At 61.3% G+C, this 20,473-nt stretch carries 19 protein-coding genes; 10 read left to right on the forward strand and 9 right to left on the reverse strand.

Annotated features, from left to right (window positions below):
• Positions 1–13 precede the first annotated feature (13 nt).
• Both HRU92_RS20060 and HRU92_RS20065 read left to right on the forward strand, forming a co-directional pair.
• Positions 14–910 (forward strand): DUF6538 domain-containing protein, encoded by an 897-nt coding sequence (locus HRU92_RS20060; protein WP_173089147.1) that lies wholly within the window; start codon positions 14–16, stop codon positions 908–910.
• Positions 888–1,319 (forward strand): hypothetical protein, encoded by a 432-nt coding sequence (locus tag HRU92_RS20065; protein ID WP_172125263.1) that lies wholly within the window; start codon positions 888–890, stop codon positions 1,317–1,319. Before HRU92_RS20060 ends, HRU92_RS20065 begins: the two co-directional genes overlap by 23 nt.
• On the opposite strand, the gene HRU92_RS20070 is transcribed toward HRU92_RS20065, so the two are convergent.
• Complete coding sequence (locus tag HRU92_RS20070; RefSeq protein ID WP_248307283.1) at positions 1,276–1,983, reverse strand: NmrA family NAD(P)-binding protein; 708 nt, start codon at positions 1,981–1,983, stop codon at positions 1,276–1,278. The two genes, HRU92_RS20065 and HRU92_RS20070, sit on opposite strands and share 44 nt — an antisense overlap.
• Between HRU92_RS20070 and HRU92_RS20075 the strand changes: the two genes are divergently transcribed.
• The 7 genes from HRU92_RS20075 to HRU92_RS20105 all read left to right on the forward strand — a co-directional run bounded on the left by HRU92_RS20075 (position 1,873) and on the right by HRU92_RS20105 (position 8,834).
• Entirely contained in the window at positions 1,873–2,499 is a 627-nt protein-coding gene (locus tag HRU92_RS20075) for a sugar phosphate isomerase/epimerase family protein (RefSeq protein ID WP_172125259.1), read from the forward strand. The two genes, HRU92_RS20070 and HRU92_RS20075, sit on opposite strands and share 111 nt — an antisense overlap.
• 653 nt (positions 2,500–3,152) lie before the next feature.
• Positions 3,153–4,169, forward strand: a complete 1,017-nt coding sequence (locus HRU92_RS20080) for an ABC transporter permease (protein WP_127754453.1) — start codon at positions 3,153–3,155, stop codon at positions 4,167–4,169.
• Positions 4,166–5,074, forward strand: a complete 909-nt coding sequence (nikC, locus tag HRU92_RS20085) for a nickel transporter permease (protein ID WP_172125257.1) — start codon at positions 4,166–4,168, stop codon at positions 5,072–5,074. The genes HRU92_RS20080 and nikC overlap by 4 nt, the downstream gene beginning before the upstream one ends.
• A complete protein-coding gene (locus tag HRU92_RS20090) occupies positions 5,064–5,900 on the forward strand; it encodes an ABC transporter ATP-binding protein (RefSeq protein WP_172125255.1) in 837 nt (278 codons plus the stop codon). The genes nikC and HRU92_RS20090 overlap by 11 nt, the downstream gene beginning before the upstream one ends.
• A complete protein-coding gene (locus HRU92_RS20095) occupies positions 5,888–6,649 on the forward strand; it encodes an ABC transporter ATP-binding protein (RefSeq protein ID WP_349236747.1) in 762 nt (253 codons plus the stop codon). Before HRU92_RS20090 ends, HRU92_RS20095 begins: the two co-directional genes overlap by 13 nt.
• 101 nt (positions 6,650–6,750) lie before the next feature.
• The gene (locus HRU92_RS20100) at positions 6,751–8,337 is read left to right on the forward strand and encodes an ABC transporter substrate-binding protein (protein WP_172125253.1); all 1,587 of its coding nucleotides are present in this window, start codon (positions 6,751–6,753) and stop codon (positions 8,335–8,337) included.
• A gap of 314 nt (positions 8,338–8,651) precedes the next feature.
• Positions 8,652–8,834, forward strand: a complete 183-nt coding sequence (locus tag HRU92_RS20105; protein WP_349236881.1) for a winged helix-turn-helix transcriptional regulator — start codon at positions 8,652–8,654, stop codon at positions 8,832–8,834.
• 1,541 nt (positions 8,835–10,375) lie between these two features.
• On the opposite strand, the gene HRU92_RS20110 is transcribed toward HRU92_RS20105, so the two are convergent.
• The 5 genes from HRU92_RS20110 to HRU92_RS20130 form a co-directional block, all read right to left on the reverse strand.
• On the reverse strand, positions 10,376–12,370 hold the full coding sequence (locus tag HRU92_RS20110) for a CocE/NonD family hydrolase (protein WP_172125249.1): 1,995 nt from the start codon (positions 12,368–12,370) through the stop codon (positions 10,376–10,378).
• A 70-nt stretch (positions 12,371–12,440) separates the two neighbouring features.
• Positions 12,441–14,048 (reverse strand): ABC transporter ATP-binding protein, encoded by a 1,608-nt coding sequence (locus HRU92_RS20115; protein WP_172125247.1) that lies wholly within the window; start codon positions 14,046–14,048, stop codon positions 12,441–12,443.
• Positions 14,045–14,872: an ABC transporter permease gene (locus tag HRU92_RS20120; protein ID WP_172125245.1), complete on the reverse strand. Its 828-nt coding sequence runs from the start codon at positions 14,870–14,872 to the stop codon at positions 14,045–14,047. Before HRU92_RS20120 ends, HRU92_RS20115 begins: the two co-directional genes overlap by 4 nt.
• Positions 14,869–15,816, reverse strand: a complete 948-nt coding sequence (locus tag HRU92_RS20125; RefSeq protein WP_172125243.1) for an ABC transporter permease — start codon at positions 15,814–15,816, stop codon at positions 14,869–14,871. The genes HRU92_RS20120 and HRU92_RS20125 overlap by 4 nt, the downstream gene beginning before the upstream one ends.
• Positions 15,816–17,387 (reverse strand): ABC transporter substrate-binding protein, encoded by a 1,572-nt coding sequence (locus tag HRU92_RS20130; RefSeq protein WP_172125241.1) that lies wholly within the window; start codon positions 17,385–17,387, stop codon positions 15,816–15,818. Before HRU92_RS20130 ends, HRU92_RS20125 begins: the two co-directional genes overlap by 1 nt.
• Before the next feature lie 257 nt (positions 17,388–17,644).
• On the opposite strand from HRU92_RS20130, the gene HRU92_RS20135 reads away from it, so the two are divergent.
• Positions 17,645–17,956 carry a cyclic nucleotide-binding protein gene (locus tag HRU92_RS20135; RefSeq protein WP_248307284.1) on the forward strand — a complete coding sequence of 104 codons (312 nt, stop codon included), beginning with the start codon at positions 17,645–17,647 and terminating at the stop codon, positions 17,954–17,956.
• 9 nt (positions 17,957–17,965) lie between these two features.
• Here the strand turns inward: HRU92_RS20135 and HRU92_RS20140 are convergent, their stop codons facing one another.
• The 3 genes from HRU92_RS20140 to HRU92_RS20150 form a co-directional block, all read right to left on the reverse strand.
• Positions 17,966–18,853 (reverse strand): LysR substrate-binding domain-containing protein, encoded by an 888-nt coding sequence (locus HRU92_RS20140; protein WP_172125239.1) that lies wholly within the window; start codon positions 18,851–18,853, stop codon positions 17,966–17,968.
• A 173-nt stretch (positions 18,854–19,026) separates the two neighbouring features.
• Entirely contained in the window at positions 19,027–19,578 is a 552-nt protein-coding gene (locus HRU92_RS20145) for a lysophospholipid acyltransferase family protein (RefSeq protein WP_349236882.1), read from the reverse strand.
• Between the two features lie 587 nt (positions 19,579–20,165).
• Positions 20,166–20,473: gamma-glutamyltransferase (locus HRU92_RS20150; RefSeq protein WP_172125171.1), on the reverse strand; the 308-nt coding region annotated here is incomplete at its 5' end.

Raw genomic sequence — 20,473 nt, forward strand, 5'->3', positions numbered from 1 at the left:
GGGCGTTTGTTCATTGCTTAAGTCCATTGCATCCTTGGTGCACCGGCGAGGTTCGGTCTACTGGTTCCGCAAATCGGTGCCCGTCGACCTGATTGATCGCCTTGGCAGTTCGGACATCCGGCGGTCATTGCGTACGTGCAATGCCCGGGTAGCCCGGCAAAGGGCGTGGGCACTGATCTTGGTGGTCGAGGAAGCATTCGCGATATTGCGCAACGCAGGGCTGACGCCCGGCGTGCGCGATGCGTTGAGTGCAGTCCTTGACAATGTCATGGACGATCTGGATCGGTCCGGCCAGCAATGGTCCCAGAGGTTGCGGTACCGGGCATTGCTGGACAGCCTAGTTGGTGCCGAACCTGCAGCTGCAGGGGAAATCAGTGCACCGCCGGCAACCGTGATCACAGCATCGGAACCGCACCCCGTTTCCCGCGGCCCTGAGCCACAGCGACAGCCGTTTAAATCGCTGACCTCCCAAAGCTCTGGAGAAATTGCACAGGCTGTGATCGAGGCAATCAACCTCGGCAAAACCCACCCTGACGCAGCTATGCCTCTCACATTTTTCCTGCCAAAGCATATCGCTGCTTTACGCAAGGCTGGTCGGGGGGAGCAGTATCTCAGCGAGGTGGGCACCAAGATGCGCATCTTCGCTTGCACCGTCGGCGACAAGCCCGTGCATGAGTATAACAAGGGCGATCTTCTCGGTTATCGCGATCTGATCGACCAGATGCCTCATGATGCAATCAAGCACCTTAAGACAGATGATCCTGTTCGCGCGATCGCGCTCAACCAACGACATGCGGTTCCTCTGCCGAGCATCAGTTCAACCACCGTAAACAGCAAATACCTGACAATCGTCCGTGGATTCTTTGGCTATCTGGTGGAGAGGGGCATTGCTCACCAGCAATCCCGTTAGCGCTGTGAAATCCGTCCAAGGTGAAAATGACGAGGACGTTCTCAACGTTGTGGTCCGGCTGCCGTTCTCGATGAAGATGCAGGCCGAGATTATGCGTCGGACTGGCCAAAAACCAAGAAATTCCGCTGATTTTTGGTGGCCGCGCATCAATCTCCGTCAAGGTCTGCGGCTGCAGGAGTTCACTCAACTCAGTGTATTTGATTTCCGCATGCTGCACGGCCGGATGTGTCTTGACCTGCTACACTTCGATTTCGATGGCGATCCTCGTCACCGTAGCCGCCGCAAAGAACTGAAGCTGAAATCGAACGCCGCACTCCGCATCATGCCCTTGGCACAGGAGGTGCTCGACAGCGGCTTTCTCGACTTCATCGAAAGGCGACGGCGCTTATTCTGCCGATGTTGCGGCTGACCCAGTCCGTGATGGTGAGAGGCTCAATTCCATGACGCTGCAGCATTTCGGGGCGCGCGGGATAACCGACATCTGCCAACCAAATATGTGAAAGGGCCACCCTCGCCGGCAGGCCGAGCGCAACAGCCTCATCTACGTTGACTGATGTTACGCTCACCGCTTTGCCGCTGTTGCTTTCGAGCACTTCGGCGAGTTCAGCATAGGAGACATACGCGTCGGCAAGCTCTATTTCCGCTCCATGGAACCGCTGTGGATCGGTGAGCATCTCGGCTGCTGCCCGGCCAATCGTATCGTAGGAAACGAAGGATACCCGCTGATCTGGCGACATGGCGATCAGAATATCTGCATTCGTCGCTAAGCGCGGATAGAGGAAGCTGGCGCGTAGCACGAGGTTGTCCAGGATCAGGGCGGGCCGCAGGAAGGCATGGTAGCGAAACGGCGCCGAACGCACCCACCGTTCCTGATTAATCTTGGACGGCCAATAGTTGGGCTTCAGTTCATCCGCATCATGTCCATAGATCTCTTCCTGCTGGGGCACGCCAGAGACGGTCGAGTGAATATATTGTTCCACCCCTGCGGTAATCGCCGCGTCAAGCAACATACGGAACTCCGACAAGGGCGCCCCGTCCTGCTGCATCGAGAAAACACCACGCACGCCTTCCATCGCAAAGCCTCGCGCGTTGCCGGCGAAGACAATTTCAAGGCCGCGGCAGAAGGGCTGGCGCTGGTTGCGGAAACGGCCCGAGGCATGGGGATGATACTCTCGCTCGAGGTGGTCACCCGCTATGAAACCAACTTGATCAACACCGCCGCCGACGCTGTGCGCCTCATCGAGGCGATCGGCGCCGACAATGTGAAAGTTGACCTCGACACCTTCCACATGAATATCGAGGAAGACGACATGATGGCCACGCTGGAATTGGCACTGCCGCATCTTGCCTATTTCGAGATCGACCAGAACCACCGTGGTTTGTTAAGCCGGGGCACGATCCAGTTCTCGCCATTGCTGCAGCGGCTCAAGGCGGCTGAGTATAGCGGGCTGGTTGGCGTCGAGGCCTTTTCGTCTGCCATTTCCCATCCCGACATCACGGCTGGCGTCGGGGCCTGGCGCAACATGTTCGAGGACGGCGACGAGGTCGCGCGGGAAGGCATCGAACTCATGGCCCAACACGGCTTTTGATCGAACCAAGCAGTTGCAATTCCGGCGCTAGCCCCGCTGCCTTGTGCGGGGTAACCACCGCCCTGCAGGGTGGCGGATGCTGCCGGCACAACGAAAACTTGCACGGGCGAAGCTGTTGTCGAGGTTGCCGCAGCCCTCCGCTGCACCTCACAGAGTGCCTTCGCTCATGCGATCAAACGAACGATGGGCTGCGCCCCGCGCATTTGCTGGGTGCGGGGGCTGTATATAAAGCTCCAATGTATATCAGGCTTGCCTTGCGCCGAAATATAATGAGTGGCAAGTATTGGTCCATGAGGGGCCAACTATGTCGGCGGCAGGTGCATTTGTCACCGCCACCGTCGCGGTGCGGAACCCCGGATCTTGTTGGTGGACGCGGAAGGTTCGCCTGCGCGGATGGTAGATGCCATGCTTTCTAGAGTTACAGACCTCGACATGGCCACTGATTTGATGCTGCGTACCAACCGTAGCAGGCCGGTTCCTCCCATAAGCCGCAGACCGCGTAGCGGCCAGAGAGAGTGGTTCGGAACCCGGGCCGCGCTATGCAGCCCAGCACGTCTTCAGGTCGTAATGCGTGTGGGCGCGGCAGAGTGAGCGCCGAAGTTCAGGCCCCTAGCGGTCAGATTGCTGCGCGAGGCGTCAGCGGCAAGCGGCCGATGGCTGTTCTAGGCCGGATTGCCTCACTTGTACTTACCCTCGCGATCACTTTTGTTGGCCTGACCGCGGTAACCTTTCTGATCAGCCGCCTGACCAATATCGATCCGGTGCTCGCTGTGACGGGCGACCGGGTGGGCGCGGCAACTTATGATGCGGTCTACAAGGAGCTCGGGCTCGACCAACCGGTGTTTGTTCAGTACGGCATCTACCTAAAGCGCCTCGTGTCCGGCGATTTCGGGGTTTCGGTGCTGACCTCGCGCCCGGTGCTGAGCGACCTGTTGCGCGTATTTCCGGCCACGTTTGAACTTGCAACTATCGCCATCATCATCGGGGTGGTGCTTGGCATTCCAATGGGGGTTGTTGCAGCTGCCGCCAAGGGCCGCTGGCCGGATCAAGTTATCCGGGTGGTGGGTCTTCTCGGCTATTCCGTCCCGATCTTTTGGCTCGGTCTGGTTGGACTTTTCCTGTTTTACGGCAAGCTCGGCTGGGTGGCAGGAACTGGTCGATTGGATGTGTTCTACCAGGGCGTCCTTGAGCACCGCACCGGCGTGATCCTGATCGACGCAGCGCTGGAAGGAAACTGGGAGATCTTCTCGAATGCTTTCAGTCACCTGATACTGCCCGCGAGCTTGCTGGGCTACTTCTCGCTTGCCTATATCGCCCGCATGACGCGCAGCTTCATGATCGACCAGCTAAGCCAGGAATATGTCATCGCGGCGCGCATCAAGGGCAACTCCTATTGGGGCGCAGTCTGGCGGCACGCATTCCCCAACATCATGGTGCCGCTGATCACTGTAATCGGGCTGAGCTATGCCTCGCTGCTGGAAGGAGCCGTGCTTACGGAAACCGTGTTCGCCTGGCCGGGGCTGGGTCTCTACATCACCCGCGCCTTGTTCAACAGCGACATGAACGCCGTGCTCGGCGGGACGGTGCTGGTTGGCGCGGTCTTTATCACGATCAACGTCGTGTCCGACATGCTCTACAAGTTGTTCGATCCGCGGCTGAGGCGCTCATGAGCGACACCATTGGACAGTGGCTGGCAAGCGACGCGCCCCAGTCCCGGCGTCAGGCCATATTCGGCAGCGTTTACCGCAGTTTCCGCGCCGTTGTCGCCAATCCAACGGCGCTGATCGGGTTGGTGATTGTCACGGTGTTGGTTCTGCTGGCGGTGTTCGCGCCCTTGTTGACCATGGGCAAGTCACCGTTCGAGTCAGTGCTCAGCGACCGGCTTGCACCGCCCTCCGCCACTTACTGGTTTGGTGCCGACGAGTTGGGCCGCGACATCTTCACTCGAACACTGTACGGGGCACGGGCGACCCTGACCATCGTGCTTCTCGTTTCTGTTGTGGTTGTGCCGATTGGCCTCGCGCTGGGCACCGCGGCAGGCTATGCGGGTGGCTGGCTGGACGTGGTGTTGATGCGCATCACTGACATATTCCTGGCCTTCCCCCGCCTGATTTTGGCACTTGCCTTTGCTGCGGCGCTCGGGCCGGGCATTGAAAACGCAGTGCTCGCCATTGCTCTGACGTCCTGGCCTGCCTATGCCCGCTTGGCGCGCTCGGAAACCATGGCGATCGCCCATAGCGACTTCATCCAGGCGGCAGTCCTTCAGGGCGCCTCGACCGGGCGGATCTTGTTTCGACACGTGGTGCCGCTTTGCCTGTCCTCGGTGATCGTCCGCCTCACCCTCGACATGGCTGGAATCATTCTCACCGCCGCCGGTCTCGGCTTTCTTGGCCTTGGCGCCCAGCCGCCGACTCCTGAATGGGGGGCAATGGTTTCGGCGGGGCGCGAAGTTATTCTTGACCAGTGGTGGGTGGCGACCATTCCCGGGCTCGCCATCTTCATCGTCAGCTTGGGGTTCAATCTGCTGGGCGATGGGCTGCGTGACGTGTTTGATCCGAAATCCAATGACCGATAATCTTCTTGTCGTTGAAGGCCTCGAGGTTAGCTTTCCAACACGGTCCGGCGTGACGCGCGCGGTCCGGGACGCCAGCTTCACCCTGGGCCGGGAGCGCCTCGGTGTCGTCGGGGAATCCGGATCAGGCAAAAGCACAATGGGACGGGCGCTTCTCGGCCTGCTGCCGCGCTCGGCCACTGTCACGGCGCAAACAATGTCCTACGCCGGCAAGAACCTGCTGGGTTGCACCGAGCGTGAATGGGGCGAACTGCGCGGCCGCCGTATGTCAATGGTGATGCAGGATCCCAAATATTCGCTCAACCCGGTGCAGACCGTCGGAAAGCAGATCGAGGAAACCTTGCTGCTGCACATCAAGACGTCCCGCGCCGACGCCCGGCAGCGGACGCTGGCGATGCTCGAGGCGGTGCAGATCCGCGACCCCGAACTGGTTCATGGGCTCCACCCCCACCAGCTCTCGGGCGGCATGGGCCAGCGCGTGATGATTGCCATGATGCTGGTGGCCGAACCTGACCTGCTGATCGCCGACGAGCCGACTTCGGCGCTTGACGTCACTGTGCAGAACGAAGTCCTGCGCATTCTGGATGATCTTGTGCGTGACCGCGGCATGGGGCTCATCATGATCAGCCACAATCTGACCATGGTGGCGAGCTTCTGCGACCGCGTGCTGATCATGTATGGCGGCCGCATTGTCGAGCAATGCGCGGCCAGGGACCTTCACAATGCGCGCCACCCCTATACAAGGGCGTTGGTGGCCGCGACTCCATCGCTCGATGCCCAACAGGCTGAACTTGCGACCATGGTCCGCGACCCCGAGTGGCTCGCGTGATCTCGGTCAACAATCTCGACATCATTTTTCGTGTGGGCAGCCGGGAAATCCGCGCCGTGCAGGGCGTTTCCTTTGCGGTGGCGCCGGGTGAAAGCTTTGGCATTGTTGGCGAGTCCGGTTCAGGTAAGTCCACCGTGCTGCGGGCGATTGCGGGCCTCGTGCCCCCCAGTGATGGAACCATCGAGGTCAACGGCCGGCCCGCTGGCAGTCGACGACGCTCCGATCGGCGCTTGCTGCAATATGTGTTCCAGGATCCCTACGGCTCCCTGCATCCGCGCAAGACCGTCGACGACACCCTCAGGGAGCCGCTTGAGATCCACCGGGAAGGCGATATCGACGCAAAGGTCTCGCAAGCGATTGCCGATGTCGGACTTCAACCCATGCAGCGCTTCCGCTATCCGCACCAGCTCTCCGGCGGCCAGCGCCAGCGGGTAGCCATTGCCCGCGCCCTGATGCTCAAACCGCCAATCCTGCTGCTCGATGAGCCGACATCGGCGCTGGACGTATCCATCCAGGCCGAAATCCTCAATCTGCTGGGGCGGCTCGGGCGCAGCTACAGCCTCACATCCATCCTGGTGAGCCACGATCTTGCGGTGGTGGCGCATCTTTGCAGCCGCATTGCCATCATGCAGCTCGGCCGGGTGGTTGAAGTGATCAGCGCCGAGGACCTGCGGGCAGGCAAGATGAAAGTCGAGTACACGCGCAACCTGGTTCAAGCAAGCCGTGGCTTTACGCGGGCAGGCGCCTAGCCAGTCTCTTGTCTTTTTAGGCAAAAGCACTTCACATGACGTGGTTGCGGTAAGATCCTCGCTCGCAAACGACCGCGAAGGACTTCCATAGGGAGACGTGCATGTGGAACGGCCTGAAATATAGTCTTGTTACGGGGGCGCTGTTGGCGCTCATGCCTCACGCGTTTGCCGCGACACCGGCCGATACGCTGGTGATCGCCAAACAGATCGACGATCTGATCTCCCTTGATCCCGCCGAGGCGTATGAGCTCTCGGGCATCGAGGTGCTCGCCAACGCCTATGACCGCATCATGCGGTTCGAGCCGACGGACGTGAACAGTCTGGTCCCCGGCGCCGCCGAGAGCGTTGAAGTCAGCGAAGACGGCAGAACCTTTACGTTCAAGATGCGGCCGGGCCAGACCTTTGCTTCGGGCAACCCCGTGACTGCAGGCGACGCCGCATGGTCGCTGCAACGGGTGATCAAGCTCGAAAAGTCGCCGGTGTTTCTGCTCTCGCAACTGGGCTGGACCAAGGAGAATGTCGACACGATGGTGACTGCACCGGACGAGTCGACCCTGGTGGTCCAGATCGGCGTCGATTTCGCGCCCTCGCTGGTTTATGCGCTGCTTGGTTCCGTGGTCGGCTCCGTTGTGGACAGCAAGCTCGCCCTCGAAAATGAAGTTGATGGTGACCTGGGCAATGCGTGGCTCAAGACCACTTCGGCCGGGTCGGGGGCGTATGTGATCCGCTCCTGGACGCCCAATGAGGCCGTTGTTCTGGCGTCCAATCCGAACTATCGCGGCGGCGAGGCCAATCTCAAGCGCGTCGTGGTGCAGCACATTCCCGAAGCCTCGGCCCAGCGGCTCGCGCTGGAGAAGGGCGATGTCGACATTGCAATGAACCTGAGCCCGGACCAGATTGCCTCCATCGAAGGCAATGCCGACATCGAGGTCACCACGGTCCCGCAGGCGCTGCTTTATTATATCGGGCTCAACCAAAAGACCCCGGAGCTGCAGGATCCCAAGGTTCGCCAGGCGCTGCGACACCTCGTCGATTACGAGGGCATAGCCAATTCGTTCCTCAAGGGGGCCGCGCAGGTGCACCAGTCATTCTGGGCGGAGGGCTTCTGGGCCTCCTATAACGAGAACCCCTATGACTTCGACCCGGAAAAAGCCAAGGCGCTGCTGGCGGAAGCCGGCCTGCCTGACGGCTTCACCCTTGACCTCGATGCGCCCAATTTCTCGCCCTTTGTCAACATGGCCCAATCGGTGCAGTCGACCTTTGCGCAAGCCGGGGTCACCGTGAACATCGTGTCCTCGGAAATGGCGCCCATGCTGACCAAGTATCGCGCGCGCGAGCACGAGGCGCTGATGGTCTATTGGGGCCCCGACTACATGGACCCGCACACCAATGCCGACGGCTTCATCACCAACAACGACAATTCGGACGAAGCCACGGCCAAGCCGCTGGCCTGGCGCAATGCCTGGGACTCGCCTGAGCTAACCGCCGCGACCAAGGCCGCCGCCGAGGAGAGCGACACCGAGGCGCGCATGCGGGCCTATATCGACCTGCAAAAACGGCTGTTGGATGAGGGTCCCTACGTCATCATGTTCCAGGCCACCTCGCAGCGGGCCGATCGGGCGAATGTGGAAGGCTTCGTGCAGGGCTCCTCGGCAGACGTCACCTACTATAATCTCACGACCAAGTAGACCGAGGACAGCAAGCTGGAACGTTTATACTGACAAAGCTGCACTGCCCCGGGGGAGCCAGGCGTGCAGACTTGCCAACGTCTAACGGCGAATAACGGCCGTTTGAGTTGGGACAGGAAAGACGAATGGCGTAGCCGTAGCATCTGGCAATGCCATTCGTCGGCCGATTTTCGCGGCCACTGCCGGCAATATCCGGCGGGCGGCTGACTCGCGCAGGAGTGGCAGCATAGACTTGCTCACCTGGGCCCGCTCCGTTCGTTCAGTTGGCGCGAAGCCCGAGGTCTGGCTGGTTTATCGCGTCAGGGACGCTGCAGTTGCGGGAGTTGGAAGCGGATGGTGTCATCGTCAGAACCGTCTCCGCCGAAACGCCGTCCAGGGTTGAATACGAACTCACTGCGCTCGGACACTCCCTGACACCGATCCTGGCCACACTGCACGAATGGGGAGCCCGGCACCGTCCGGGACCGCTCCCGTCCGGCACACCAGACCAGCATTGATGGGCAGCGCCAAGGCTAGGCAGATACCTCTGTACGCCGGTCATCCCCCGCGGGGTAACACTTCCTTGTTGTGTCAGGCCCTACTTCGGCAAGGTCTCAGATGAGGAGATGAAGCCTAGAGGGCGCCGCAGACATGTCCGACGAATTGACTGCCCAGTTTTGCGAAGTCACCGAAGCACAAAAACTCGCCCGACTGGCTTCTGGTCCTGGCAGCCGGCCAGCAACCAGTTGTCGTGGTCAGACGAGCTCTCCGAATTTGTTGGACGGGATCGCTCAACCTTCGAGCTCAGCCTGGAAAATGCCCTGAACTGCATTCATCCCGCGGAGCGTGAAGCTGTGATGGATTGTCTGGTCAAGACTGTCACGGGCGTGTGCCAGGAGCAGGCGCTCGGGAATTGCCGAAAGACCGGGCCCCAACGAAATAACTCGATCCTCGATTGTAGGTTTGGACGTCAAGTCGTTCAGGTCCTCAGATCATCAGTTGTCCGGCTTGCTGCATCGGACGACATTGCGAGCACGACGACGTCGCATCGCGGGACGCGGTTTGCAACTTCACGCCGTTACCACGATCATCGAGGCGAGCGCTAAATGGAAGTAGTTGAAGGCCCGGGACTAATGTCCCCTGATGAGGCCGGGGCCATGCCTTGATCGAACGATATCGCGTCATCGTTGGCAGTAGAAGGCCTATGCCAACCTCGGGCGCAGTTGGCGACAGGCATGAATAGTCATCGGCAGAATCGCCTTTCTTCATCTTGAGCCAGGCCGCTTCGAATCTATCCGGAGGCGCCTTTCGCTCCAGCGCTAGCTCGGGCTTTGCGCGCAACAGTGCAACCCGTTCGCAGAATTGGTCGGGATCGACCAGGACTTGAAGCGGCGCCCCGCAGACGGACAGGAACGATCGCCGGCTTTAACTGAGTAATACGCTTATTAATCCTGGGTCCGTCAGAGCAGATATGCCTGCCGCCGCAGTAACGTGTTGCGCGCAGTTTCAAGCTGCTCTCTAGTGCAACAGAGTGGCCATTTACTTGACTGTGTCGGTCGAAGAATGCTGCCTTCACAGTGGCAGGGGAAGGGTCACTTCTGCTTTTGAACCACGTTCGCCCGAAAGCGGACCGACGGATTACGACCCCATTTAAGACATTCGGGGTCTAGGTTCGAACTCCCGAAAGGCGCCATCAGTGGAAAGTAAGCTGGGCAGTGAGCGTCCGTGCGGTGTCCGGAACCGAAATCTGCGCTGCACACTGAAGAGGTAAATGCCGAGGCAAGTTGAGCTCACCACTTATTCGGCATCAACTCGATAACACCTCGCTTCCTAGCTGACAGCCTGGATGGTCCGCCAGTGAAGCATTAGGCTGCCCCCAGCAGCGGGTACGAGCCACCAAAGCGAGCACCTGCGACAACTGCCGAGGCGCTGCTTCCAAGCACGGCTACAGCTAGCCTGTTGAGGTACTGGGCCCGAGTGCGTTTGACTTCTTGCGACATGTTCGCCTTCTGTTTTGCCGGTTGGCGAGACCCAAGCAGGTGCCGGCCGTCGGGCCGCTCTAGATCAAATCCCGCAGGACGGGCTGATCCCAGCATCTCCGGGCAACTTCGCGGCCGTTTTCGGTGGCGGTTAGTTCACCGGACACGAAGAAATGGGTGCGGTCCGAATGCATCCGGGTGGTGCTCTCAATGATGACGCGCCAACCCTCCCGGCCTATCTCGTAGCGTTGGGTCAGCACATAGCGGGCTGAGGCGGGATCATGGTCAGCGATCGTCAGGTCGCGCTTGAGACTGTGGCTGAGGGTGGTTTCGATGTCGTCGAAGCGCAGGATGCCCTCGCCGAAGAGCCCGCCAATGCCCTTAGTGACATAGGTGGTGGTGCCCGCGACGTGATCCTGCATGGTCCAGCGCTGCACCGTGCCGGGATCGAGCTGGGTCATCGGCGTCAGGGGACCGTGTGCCGGTTCGGCAAAAGCCACTGCCGGACCCTCGGCACCACGTGCGGGCAGGTGCAGGCTCGAGCCAGCGGTATCGATGGTAAGAGTGGCGAGTTCCGGCGACGGCCAGACCAGGGGCCAATATGCGGTGCCGAGGGCAAGGCGGATGGCGTGGCCCTTGGCGAAGCGATAGCCGCAGTCGTTCAGCTTGACGACGACGTCATAGAACTGGCGGGGCTCGAGAGGCTCGGGATGTTCGTGGCTGTTGCGATGGGTGAGGTTGAGGACCTGGAAGCTAACGCGCGACACGGTGCCATCGGGGCGGATATCGCTGAGGCGGGCGACGATCTGCGCCACTGGCTTGTCGGCGGCCAGGCGGAGCTTGAGGACGGGCGCGCCTAGGATTTCCACCTCGTTATCAAGGACCGGGGTATCAAAGACGAGTGCCCCCCCGTCATCAAGGCGTTGATCCAACGGATGCTCGCCCGGGCAGCCTGTGGCCATCCATTCGCCACCGGCTTTGCCGTGGCTAAGTGGAGAGCAGATGTTGAAGCGGGCCGATGGAGCGCAAGCCGAGTGCAGGCGCTGGTCGGCGCCCAGGTGCAAGGCTTGCGCGGTGATTGTGGGCGAGGGCCAGGACGGCTCGCCCACCCAGCGGCCGGGGGCCTGAGTGCGTGTGCCCGTGGGCACGACGCTGTCATTGATAAAGGCGCGCAGGTCCGGCTCATCCATGATGCCGGTGTCCCGGCCCTTGAGCCAGTGATCCCACCAGCGCACCGCTTCCTGAAGGAAGCCAATGGCGGGGCCGGGAATGCCATCCTGCGGATAAACATGGCCCCAGGGGCCGATAATAGCCTTGCGGGGGGTCTTGAGCCCCTCGAGCAGGCGGGGCACGGCGTTGGTGTAGCTATCGGCCCAGCCGCCGATGGCAAGCACCGGTACTGCGATGTCGTTGAAGTCTTCGCAGACCGAGCCATGCTTCCAGTAATCGTTGTAGCGCTGGTGCTTCAGCCACAAGCCGGGGAAGAACGGCAGCTGTTCAAGGCGCTCGAGCCAGGCTTTGCGCCAGCCCTCGCCCACGATCGCGGGATCAAGCGGGCGGGCCTGATAGGCCATCATGATGGTGCCCCACCAGAGATTGTCGTTGAGCAGCAGGCCGCCCATGTAGTGGATATCGTCGGTGAAGCGATTGTCGGTGGAATAGGCGGTGATGATCGCCTTGAGTGCGGGCGGTCGGCGAGCGGCGACCTGCAGGCCATTAAAGCCGCCCCAGCTCTTGCCCATCATCCCCACACTGCCGTCGCACCAGTCCTGGGCGGCGATCCAGGCGATGACTTCGAGCGCATCGTCCTGTTCCTGCTTGAGGTACTCGTCGGCCATCTGGCCGTCAGATTCCCCCGATCCGCGCATATCGACGCGAATGGCGGCATAACCGTGCTGGGCGAAATAGCCATGCATGGGCTCGTCGCGGCCGCGGGTGCCGTCGCGCTTGCGATAGGGAAGATATTCGAGCACGGCGGGATATCGACCCTCCGCTTCAGGCAGCCAGATGCGGGCACCAAGACGGGTGCCATCGCTGAGGGTAAGCCAGATGTGTTCTTCAGTGCGGATCGACATGGGGTAGTCCGAAATAGATGGGGAAGATGCCAGGGCAGAGCCCTGGCAGCGGGCGCCGAAAGGCTGCGGCTCAGGCGGCGGCTGGCACGCGCTTGGCCAGCACGCTGTCGAGCCAGTCGCGGCGCAGTTCGGGCACCGAAGTCACGAGTTCTTCGGTGTAGGGATGGAAGGGCGGCTGGAAGATTTCAGCTGTCGGCCCTTCCTCAACGATCTTGCCGCGCTGCATCACCATGGTGCGGTCGGCCAAGCGCCGCACCACACCCAGATCGTGGGTGATGAAGAGGTAGGACAAACCAAACTCGTCCTGCAGCGAACGCAGGAGCCGCAGGATTTCCTCTGCGACCAACGGGTCGAGCGCGGATGTCACTTCATCGCAAATGATGAGGTCGGGCCGCGCTGCAAGCGCGCGGGCGATGCAGACGCGCTGCTTCTGGCCGCCTGAAAGGGCCCTAGGGAGGCGCTCGGCGAACTCCCCCGGCAAGCCGACAAGCTCAAGCAGGCGCGCAACTTCAGTGTTACGCGCCGATCCAGAGGTGCGGAAATAGAACTCCACCGGCCGACCGATAATCTGGCCCACGGTCTGGCGTGGGTTGAGGGCGACGTCGGGGAGTTGATAGACCAGCTGGATGCGTCGCAATTCCTCGCGGCTGCGCTTCTTGTAGGAGCGATCAAGCTGCTTGCCGGCGAGCGCAATATAGCCCGACGCGTGCGGCGGCAGGCCGGCGATGGTGCGGGCGAGAGTGGATTTACCCGAGCCCGATTCGCCGACCACGGCCAGCGTTTCGCCGCGCCGCAACGTGCACGAGATGTCGTCCAAGACCGGTGTTTTCGTGTAGCTGGCGTGAACATTGCGCACTTCGAGCAGCATCTCGCCGCTTTTGTTGGAGACGATTGCCCCGCCCAGATCGGCCCGCCGCTCAGACACCAGCAGCTTGGTATAGTCCTGCCGGGGGGCCTCGAGAACCTGTTCAGTCGTGCCTTCTTCAACCAGCTTGCCGTGGCGCAGCACCATGATGCGATCGGCGATCTGGGCAACGACGGCCAGGTCGTGCGTGATATAGAGCGCCGCGGTGTTGTAGCGGCGAATGAGACTGCGCAGGAGGGACAGAACCTCGATCTGGGTCGTGACATCGAGGGCGGTGGTGGGTTCGTCCAGAACGATGATGTCGGGACGGGCAGCCATGGCCATGGCGACCATGGCGCGCTGCAACTGCCCGCCCGACACCTGATGGGGATAGCGATCGCCAAAGGTTTCGGGGCTGGGCAGCTGCAGCGTGCGCAACAGCTCAAGCCGCCAGGCTTCGGCTTCGGCCCGGCTCATCCGGCCATGGTAAAGGGCGCTTTCGACGATCTGTTCGCCGATACGAATGGCGGGATTGAACGCTGCGGCCGCCGATTGGGCGACATAGGCAATGCGGGCACCGCGCAGCTTTTCGCGGGTGGCGCGGGTGCCTTGTGTCAGCGAGACCTCGCCGATCTCGACAGTGCCGGCAACGATGCGGCAGCCGCCACGGCCGTAGCCCATGGCGGCAAGGCCGATCGTGGACTTACCTGCACCTGATTCCCCGATCAGTCCCAGCACCTCACCGGGCGCCAGGTCCAGATCGATGCCATCGACCAGAACGGTTCCGTTGGGTGCTGCAACGCGCAGGTTGCGGATCGTCAGAACATTGCTCATCGGTCAGCTCCCTGGGCAATGCCGCGGCTGGACAGGAGCCAGTCGACGACAAGGTTCACCCCAATGGTCAGCAGGGCAATGGCGGCGGCCGGAAACAGCGGCGCATAAAGGCCGTAGAGAATGGCTTGCTGGTTGTCCTTGACCATGCCACCCCAATCGGCAAAGGGCGGCTGGATGCCAAGGCCAAGAAAGGACAGGCCGGCAACAAAGAGGAAGGTGAAGCAGAAGCGCATGCCGAACTCGGCGATGAGTGGGGGCAGGGCGTTGGGCAGGATTTCCCGCGTGACCAGCCACACCATGTTTTCTCCGCGCAGCCGCGCGGTTTCGGCATATTCAAGCACGGTTATGCTCTGGGCGACGACGCGCGAAAGACGGAAAACGCGCGTGCTGTCCAACAGGGCAATGGTGAAGATCAGCACCGGGATCGAGGAGCCCAGGGCCTGCAACACCACGAGCGCGGAAATCAGCACGGGAATGCACATTACCGTATCGACGACTCGCGACAGGACGGTATCGACCCAGCCGCCCAAAATGGCGGCGAGGAAGCCGAGTGGAATGCCCACTGCAAACGAGATCAGGGACGCGGCGAGCGACACCCCGATCGACATCTGCGCGCCCGCCAGCAGGCGCGAGAACATGTCGCGGCCATTCTGGTCGAGACCAAACCAGAACTGGGCGGACGGGGGATCAAAGGGGCTCCCCACGATCTCGTTTTGCCCATAGGGCGCGAGGAGAGGGCCGACCAGGAACACGACGAGGTTGAGCAGGACAATGGTGATGCCAAGCCAAGCGGAAAGAGGAATATTCTGGAGCCTGCGGGTCATTGCGCGTGCCTCAAACGCGGATTGAGGGCAATCGCGGTGATGTCGGCAATGCTGTTGAGCACGACATAGGCGGCGCCAAAAACCATGGCCGCAGCCTGAACCAAAGGCAGGTCGCGCTTGGCGACGGCATCGACCATGAAGCGTCCAAGCCCGTTATAGTTGAAAATGGCCTCCACCAGCACGACGCCGGTGATGAGATAAGCGATGTTGAAGGCCACGACATTGACGATGGGCGCGGCCGCATTGGGCAAGGCGTGGCGCAGCACGACCCGCTTGGTGCGCAGACCCTTGAGGAAAGCGGTTTCCACATAAGCCTGGTCCATCACCGACAAGACCGCAGTGCGTGTCATGCGCATCATCTGCGCGACGGTCACGAGAACCAGGGTCAGGGCAGGCAAGGTGGTGGCGCGCAGCCAATCCCCAAAGCTCATGCCCCCATAGATGTCGGCGAGACTGGGCAGGATGTTGAACTGCACGGACAGGAAGAGGATGAGCAACAGCCCAAGGAAATATTCGGGCAGGGACACAAAGGCCAGAGCCAGGATGTTGCTGGCCCGATCAAAGGCACCGCCGCGCCGCACGGCAGCCGCAAGTCCAAGCAGCACTGCCACGGGCACCGACACGACGGCGGCATAGGCCGCGAGCGCCATGGTGTTGCCAAAGCGGGGCCAGAGCAGGTCTGCCACCGGCTGCCGGTTGGCGAGGGACATGCCCAGATCGCCCGAAACAAAGCCGGTCAGCCAGGAAAGATAACGCTGCCAGGCGGGAAGATCGAGGCCGAGATCCTGACGAAGTGCGGCCAGTGATTCCGGCGTCGCGTTTTGCCCCAGAATGGCCGAAGCGACGTCGCCCGGCAGGAGCTGGGTGCCCGCGAAAATCAACGCGGACACCAGCAGGAGCGTCAGAATTCCCAGCGCGATCCGTTCAAGGATGAGCTGGATCATCAGGCTTCGATCCACACCTTTTCAGCCAGGCGTGCGCCCATGAAGTTGAACATGGGGTGGCTGGTCACGCCACCCAGCTTGTTGGAAACGGCATCGAGATAATCGCCGAACATCGGGATCATGGCGCCGCCTTCATCGGAGATCATCTGCTGGAGTTCAGCATGGATCTCCTTGCGCTTGACCGGGTCCAGCAGCGCCCGGGCTTCCACGAGCTTGGCGTCGAACGTCTCGTTGTGCCAGTGGGTGTCGTTCTGCACCGAGGTCGAGGAGTAGGCGGTGGTCAGCATCTGGTCTGCCGTCGGGCGGCCGCCCCAATAGCCCATGGAGAAGGGAGCCTTCATCCAGACATTGGACCAGTAACCATCCATCGGCTCGCGCTTGATGCTGAGCGTAATGCCCGAAGCAGCAGCGGTGTTCTGGAAGATGGCGGCGGCATCCACCGCGCCTGAGAAGGCGGCATCGGAAGCCGATAGCTCGAGGCTGAGATTATCGAGGCCGGCCTGCTTGAGGTAGAATTTCGCCTTTTCCGGATCAAAGGCGCGCTGCGGCAGATCTGCGGCATGGAACGGGTCGCTTGCCGGGATGGGGTGATCATTGCCCAGCTGGCCATATCCGCGCAGGGCGGTGCTCAGCAACTGCTCACGGTCGATGGCGTGCTTGATGGCGAGGCGCACATTGTTGTCGGTGTAGGGCCCCTGGGTGCAATCCATGAGGAAGGTGAAGTGCTGGCCGCCGGACGACTGCACCACCGTCAAATTCGGATTGCGCTTGAGCAGGTCGACGGTCTTGAAGTCGAGCTGGTTGATCGCGTGGACCTGGCCGCTCATCAGCGCATTGGTGCGGGCGGCGATGTCGTTGATGACGATGACCTCGACCGCATCGACATGGGCGGTGTTGGGCTTCCAGTAGCTCTCATTGCGGGTAAATCGTGCGCGCACGCCCGGCTCGTAGCTCTCCAGCACGAAGGCGCCGGTGCCGACCGGGTTGTTCCAATCCTCAAAGCCCTCGGGGACGATGAGGAAGTGGTAGTCGGAGAGGATATAGGGCAGGTCCGCATTGCCGCTTTCGAGCACGATCTTGATCTCGGTCTCGGAGAGCTTGACGACGTCGGCAAACTGGCTGGCGGTCGAGCGCGCAGCAGAGGTGCTGGCTTCGCCGCGGTGCAGGTTGAGGGAGTAAAGGATGTCCTCGGCGGTGAGGGTCTTGCCATTGTGGAAGGTCACGCCCTGGCGGATCTTGAACGTCCATTCACGCGCATCGGGCGAAGGCTCCCAGCTTTCGAACAGCTCGGGCTGGACCATATTGTCCTTATCGATTTCCACGAGGCCGTTGAACACCATATAGGCGTGGTTCACTGGCACCCAGTCATTGAGCACGCGGATATCGAAGTTGTTGGTGGTCGAGCCACCGCCGACACCCAACTTCAGCACGCCGCCGCGCTTGGGGGTGGCCTCCTGCGCCTGCGCCGAGGGGACGAGCAGGCCGCTCGCCAGAGCCGTAAAGCCAAGTCCAGCCGCGCCCGCCAGAACCTGGCGGCGGCTGAGGGCGTGGGGTGACGGGTTCTTTGGCATAGTCCTACCTTGTTTTTCTCTTTTGCCGCCGCTCGAGGGCGCGTGCGGTTCCATGGCGGATACTAGTCGGGGCAGGGTGACCCAAGGCATGATTTAAAATCATACCCGTATCAGAATCCGGCGTGCGCAGACCGGGCGCAAACAGCGCTAGATCGCGATCTGATTTGTACGGACCGCAGCGCCCCCTCAGGCAATTGCAGCGGCCGCAAGTCGACTGTGTTATGGCGCCTCCCCTGGCGCATTTAGGAGCATTCGAGATGGAGCTTGCGACTGCCGTAGGGCTCGTCGGCGCTGTGGCTTACCTGGTCGGTTATGCACTGATCCAGATGCGCCTGCTCGCGATCGAGGACGGCCGCTATGCGGCGCTCAATGTCCTCGGGGGTGTGTGCCTGATATACTCGCTGCTCTGGAATTTCAACCTTGGGTCGTTTTTGACCCAGGTCGCCTGGCTGGTTTTCACCGTGCTCGGCTACATCCACAGCCGTCATCAGCGCCGCAAGCTTGCCGGTGCGCCGGCAGGGATCAGCATGCCGGCCAATGACGCCGAGCCCCCGGCAGCGGCGGCCTGAGGCGTCGGCTCAGCCTTCGCTGACATTGTGGGCAATGAGCCAATCGGACACTTCGCGCGCGATGCGCCGCTGGTGCCGGTCGGCGGGACGCATGAGGTAAAAGCGCCCCTCGGACTGCATCATGTGCCCATGCATGGGCACGAGGGTGCCCGCTTCAAGTTGCTCGCGAATCAGCCAGGTCCAGCCCAGCACATAGCCTCCGCCCTGCATGGCGGCGGCAACACAAAGGCCGTAATCGCCCAACAGCCAGCGGCGAGTCGCTTCAAGCGGGGTAAAGCCAGCGCTGCGCCACCAGTCGGGCCAGTCCTGCCATTCACGCATGGTGTCCTCGATGCCGATCGTTACCGGGCTCGGCGCATCGATCAGCAACGGCAAGCTCGGCGCGGCGACTGGCACGATTTCCTCTCGCCCGAGCACGACGAGGTTGACGCCAGCCGGGCGCTCACTGCGGTAAAACACGGCAAGATCGAACTCATCGAGCCGCAGATGCACCACGTCGTCGGTCACCTTGAGGCGCAGCTCGAGCCCGGCGATTTCCTGCTGCATCCGCGCCAGCCTGGGCATGAACCACTGATCGGCAATGCCGCGCGAGCAGGCAATGGTGATCTGGCGCGGGCCAGACCAGGTCCGCACCCCTTCGGTCACCGAGGCGACTTCGCCCAGGACCCGGGAAATATCAGCGGCATAGGCAGCGCCGACAGGGGTGAGCACCACGCCATGAACGGCGCGGTTGAAGAGCTTTGAGCCGATAAACGCCTCGAGCTTGCCGATCTGCCGGCTGACCGCGCTTTGCGTGAGGCCCAGCTCCAGCCCGGCCCGGGAAAAGCTCCCCAAGCGCGAGGCGGCTTCAAACACAACGAGCGAATTGAGTGGGGGCAGCTGCTGCAATCTAGCCATATCGATCTTGCACGAAAACGGCCCGGCCAGTGCCGGGGCCTTCAGGGTTGATAGATTTACGAGCTTAGCCGGATGGTTACCCAACATCTCCTACGGTGCCGACCCCGGTTGGACCCTCAGCTTCTCTGAATAGTCCCAGTATCACCGTGGGCGCGCCGCTCGCGCACCTCCGACTAGGCAGCCATGGTAATTCTGCTCCGCTCGGCTTCAAGCATGCTCTCGGTCATGCTCGTGAACTCGGCCTCGGTCAGGCCGGGGGGAATGATTGGGAGATAGGATACCGCTATTGTACCTGCCGTCTTTGGCCCTGAAGCTGCGGTGCTCCAGAAGCGCCCGGAGTTTAATGCCACTGGAAGGGCAGGAACACCCAAATGCTTATACAACAGCCCCGCGCCACGCTTGAACTTGACGGGCTCGAAGGGACCTTTTCGGCTGCCTTCCGGGAAAATGAGAACAGAACGTCCTTGCGAGAGAGCCTGCCGACTTTGCTCCAGCATTATGGAAAACGATTTTGCCCCCCTGGCGCGATCGATGATGATCATCGGAGAGCGTCGTAGATACCAGCCCAGAACCGGGATATTCAGCAGTTCCTTCTTGGCGACGATTGCGACGTCCGGTGCTAGCACGAGGAAAGCTAAAGACTCCCAGGTGGACTGGTGATTAGAGATGATGAGGCACGGCGTCTGACATGGATAGCCAGTTTCCAGGTGCTTTAAACCGACCACTACTCGCAAGCTCTCCAACAGCCCGCGCGCCCAGAGTCGAGTAACGGCCCGAATTGCCTGTTCCGAACCCCCGACAACTGCAAACCACGGAATGCCAATGGCGAAAAGGCAGGTCCATACGGCCAGCACAACATCGAAGGCTATCGATCGAAGATAGGTGGTACTCGTAATATTATTGCTCCGGATGATTGGGGAGGTGGAGATGGGTCTTTGGCACGGCGCCTAGCCGTGCTCACCGCTGGCACTGATACCGCATCGGGTCCAGCAATTCTCTCCGATTATCTAAGATTGATCACCGGCTCGCCCTCGTCCTGGGGGGAATCTCGGCTGCGCCAATTGTGATCTCGAACGAGGCGTCTGCTTATGAATGTTGCCGAACTGCCGATCGGGGGCAGCAAGTTGGAAGGGCAGGGTAGGGGCCGGCAGCGGACTGGCAGCTCTTGGTAATCGCTCGTCGAAAGCAGACACTGGGGGTGGGTAGGCCAACAACTTGGTTGCGGGCCGGCACCGGACTGTCCGGGTTTAGCCATGTAACAGAGGGCGATCTCGCGTCACGATGCGTGGGTGATCTTTTGCGGCCAGACCTCTCACCCCCTAGGATCGTGACCTCCATCGAGCGAGCCGTGAATGTCGATGGCGATCGCGCCGGCCTGTCCTGCTAGTGGGCTTAACGCGGGGATTGGCGCCACTTCATGGCCGCGCCTTGCGAGTTCTTGGTGAACTGATGGTGGGAACTGGCCTTCAAGTTTAAGCGTGTCGCGGCTGTCGGAAAATGTCCGTCCCAGCAAGAACCTCCCCCCCGCCAACGCTTCGGCTGGCCGTCTGCCGTAATCAATGAGGCGCGTGAGCAGCATGGCGAGCGTTTGCGGCTGCCCGTCCGCCCCTTGGGTCCCAT

Source organism: Devosia sp. 1635 (assembly GCF_013185955.1).
Lineage (GTDB): Bacteria > Pseudomonadota > Alphaproteobacteria > Rhizobiales > Devosiaceae > Devosia.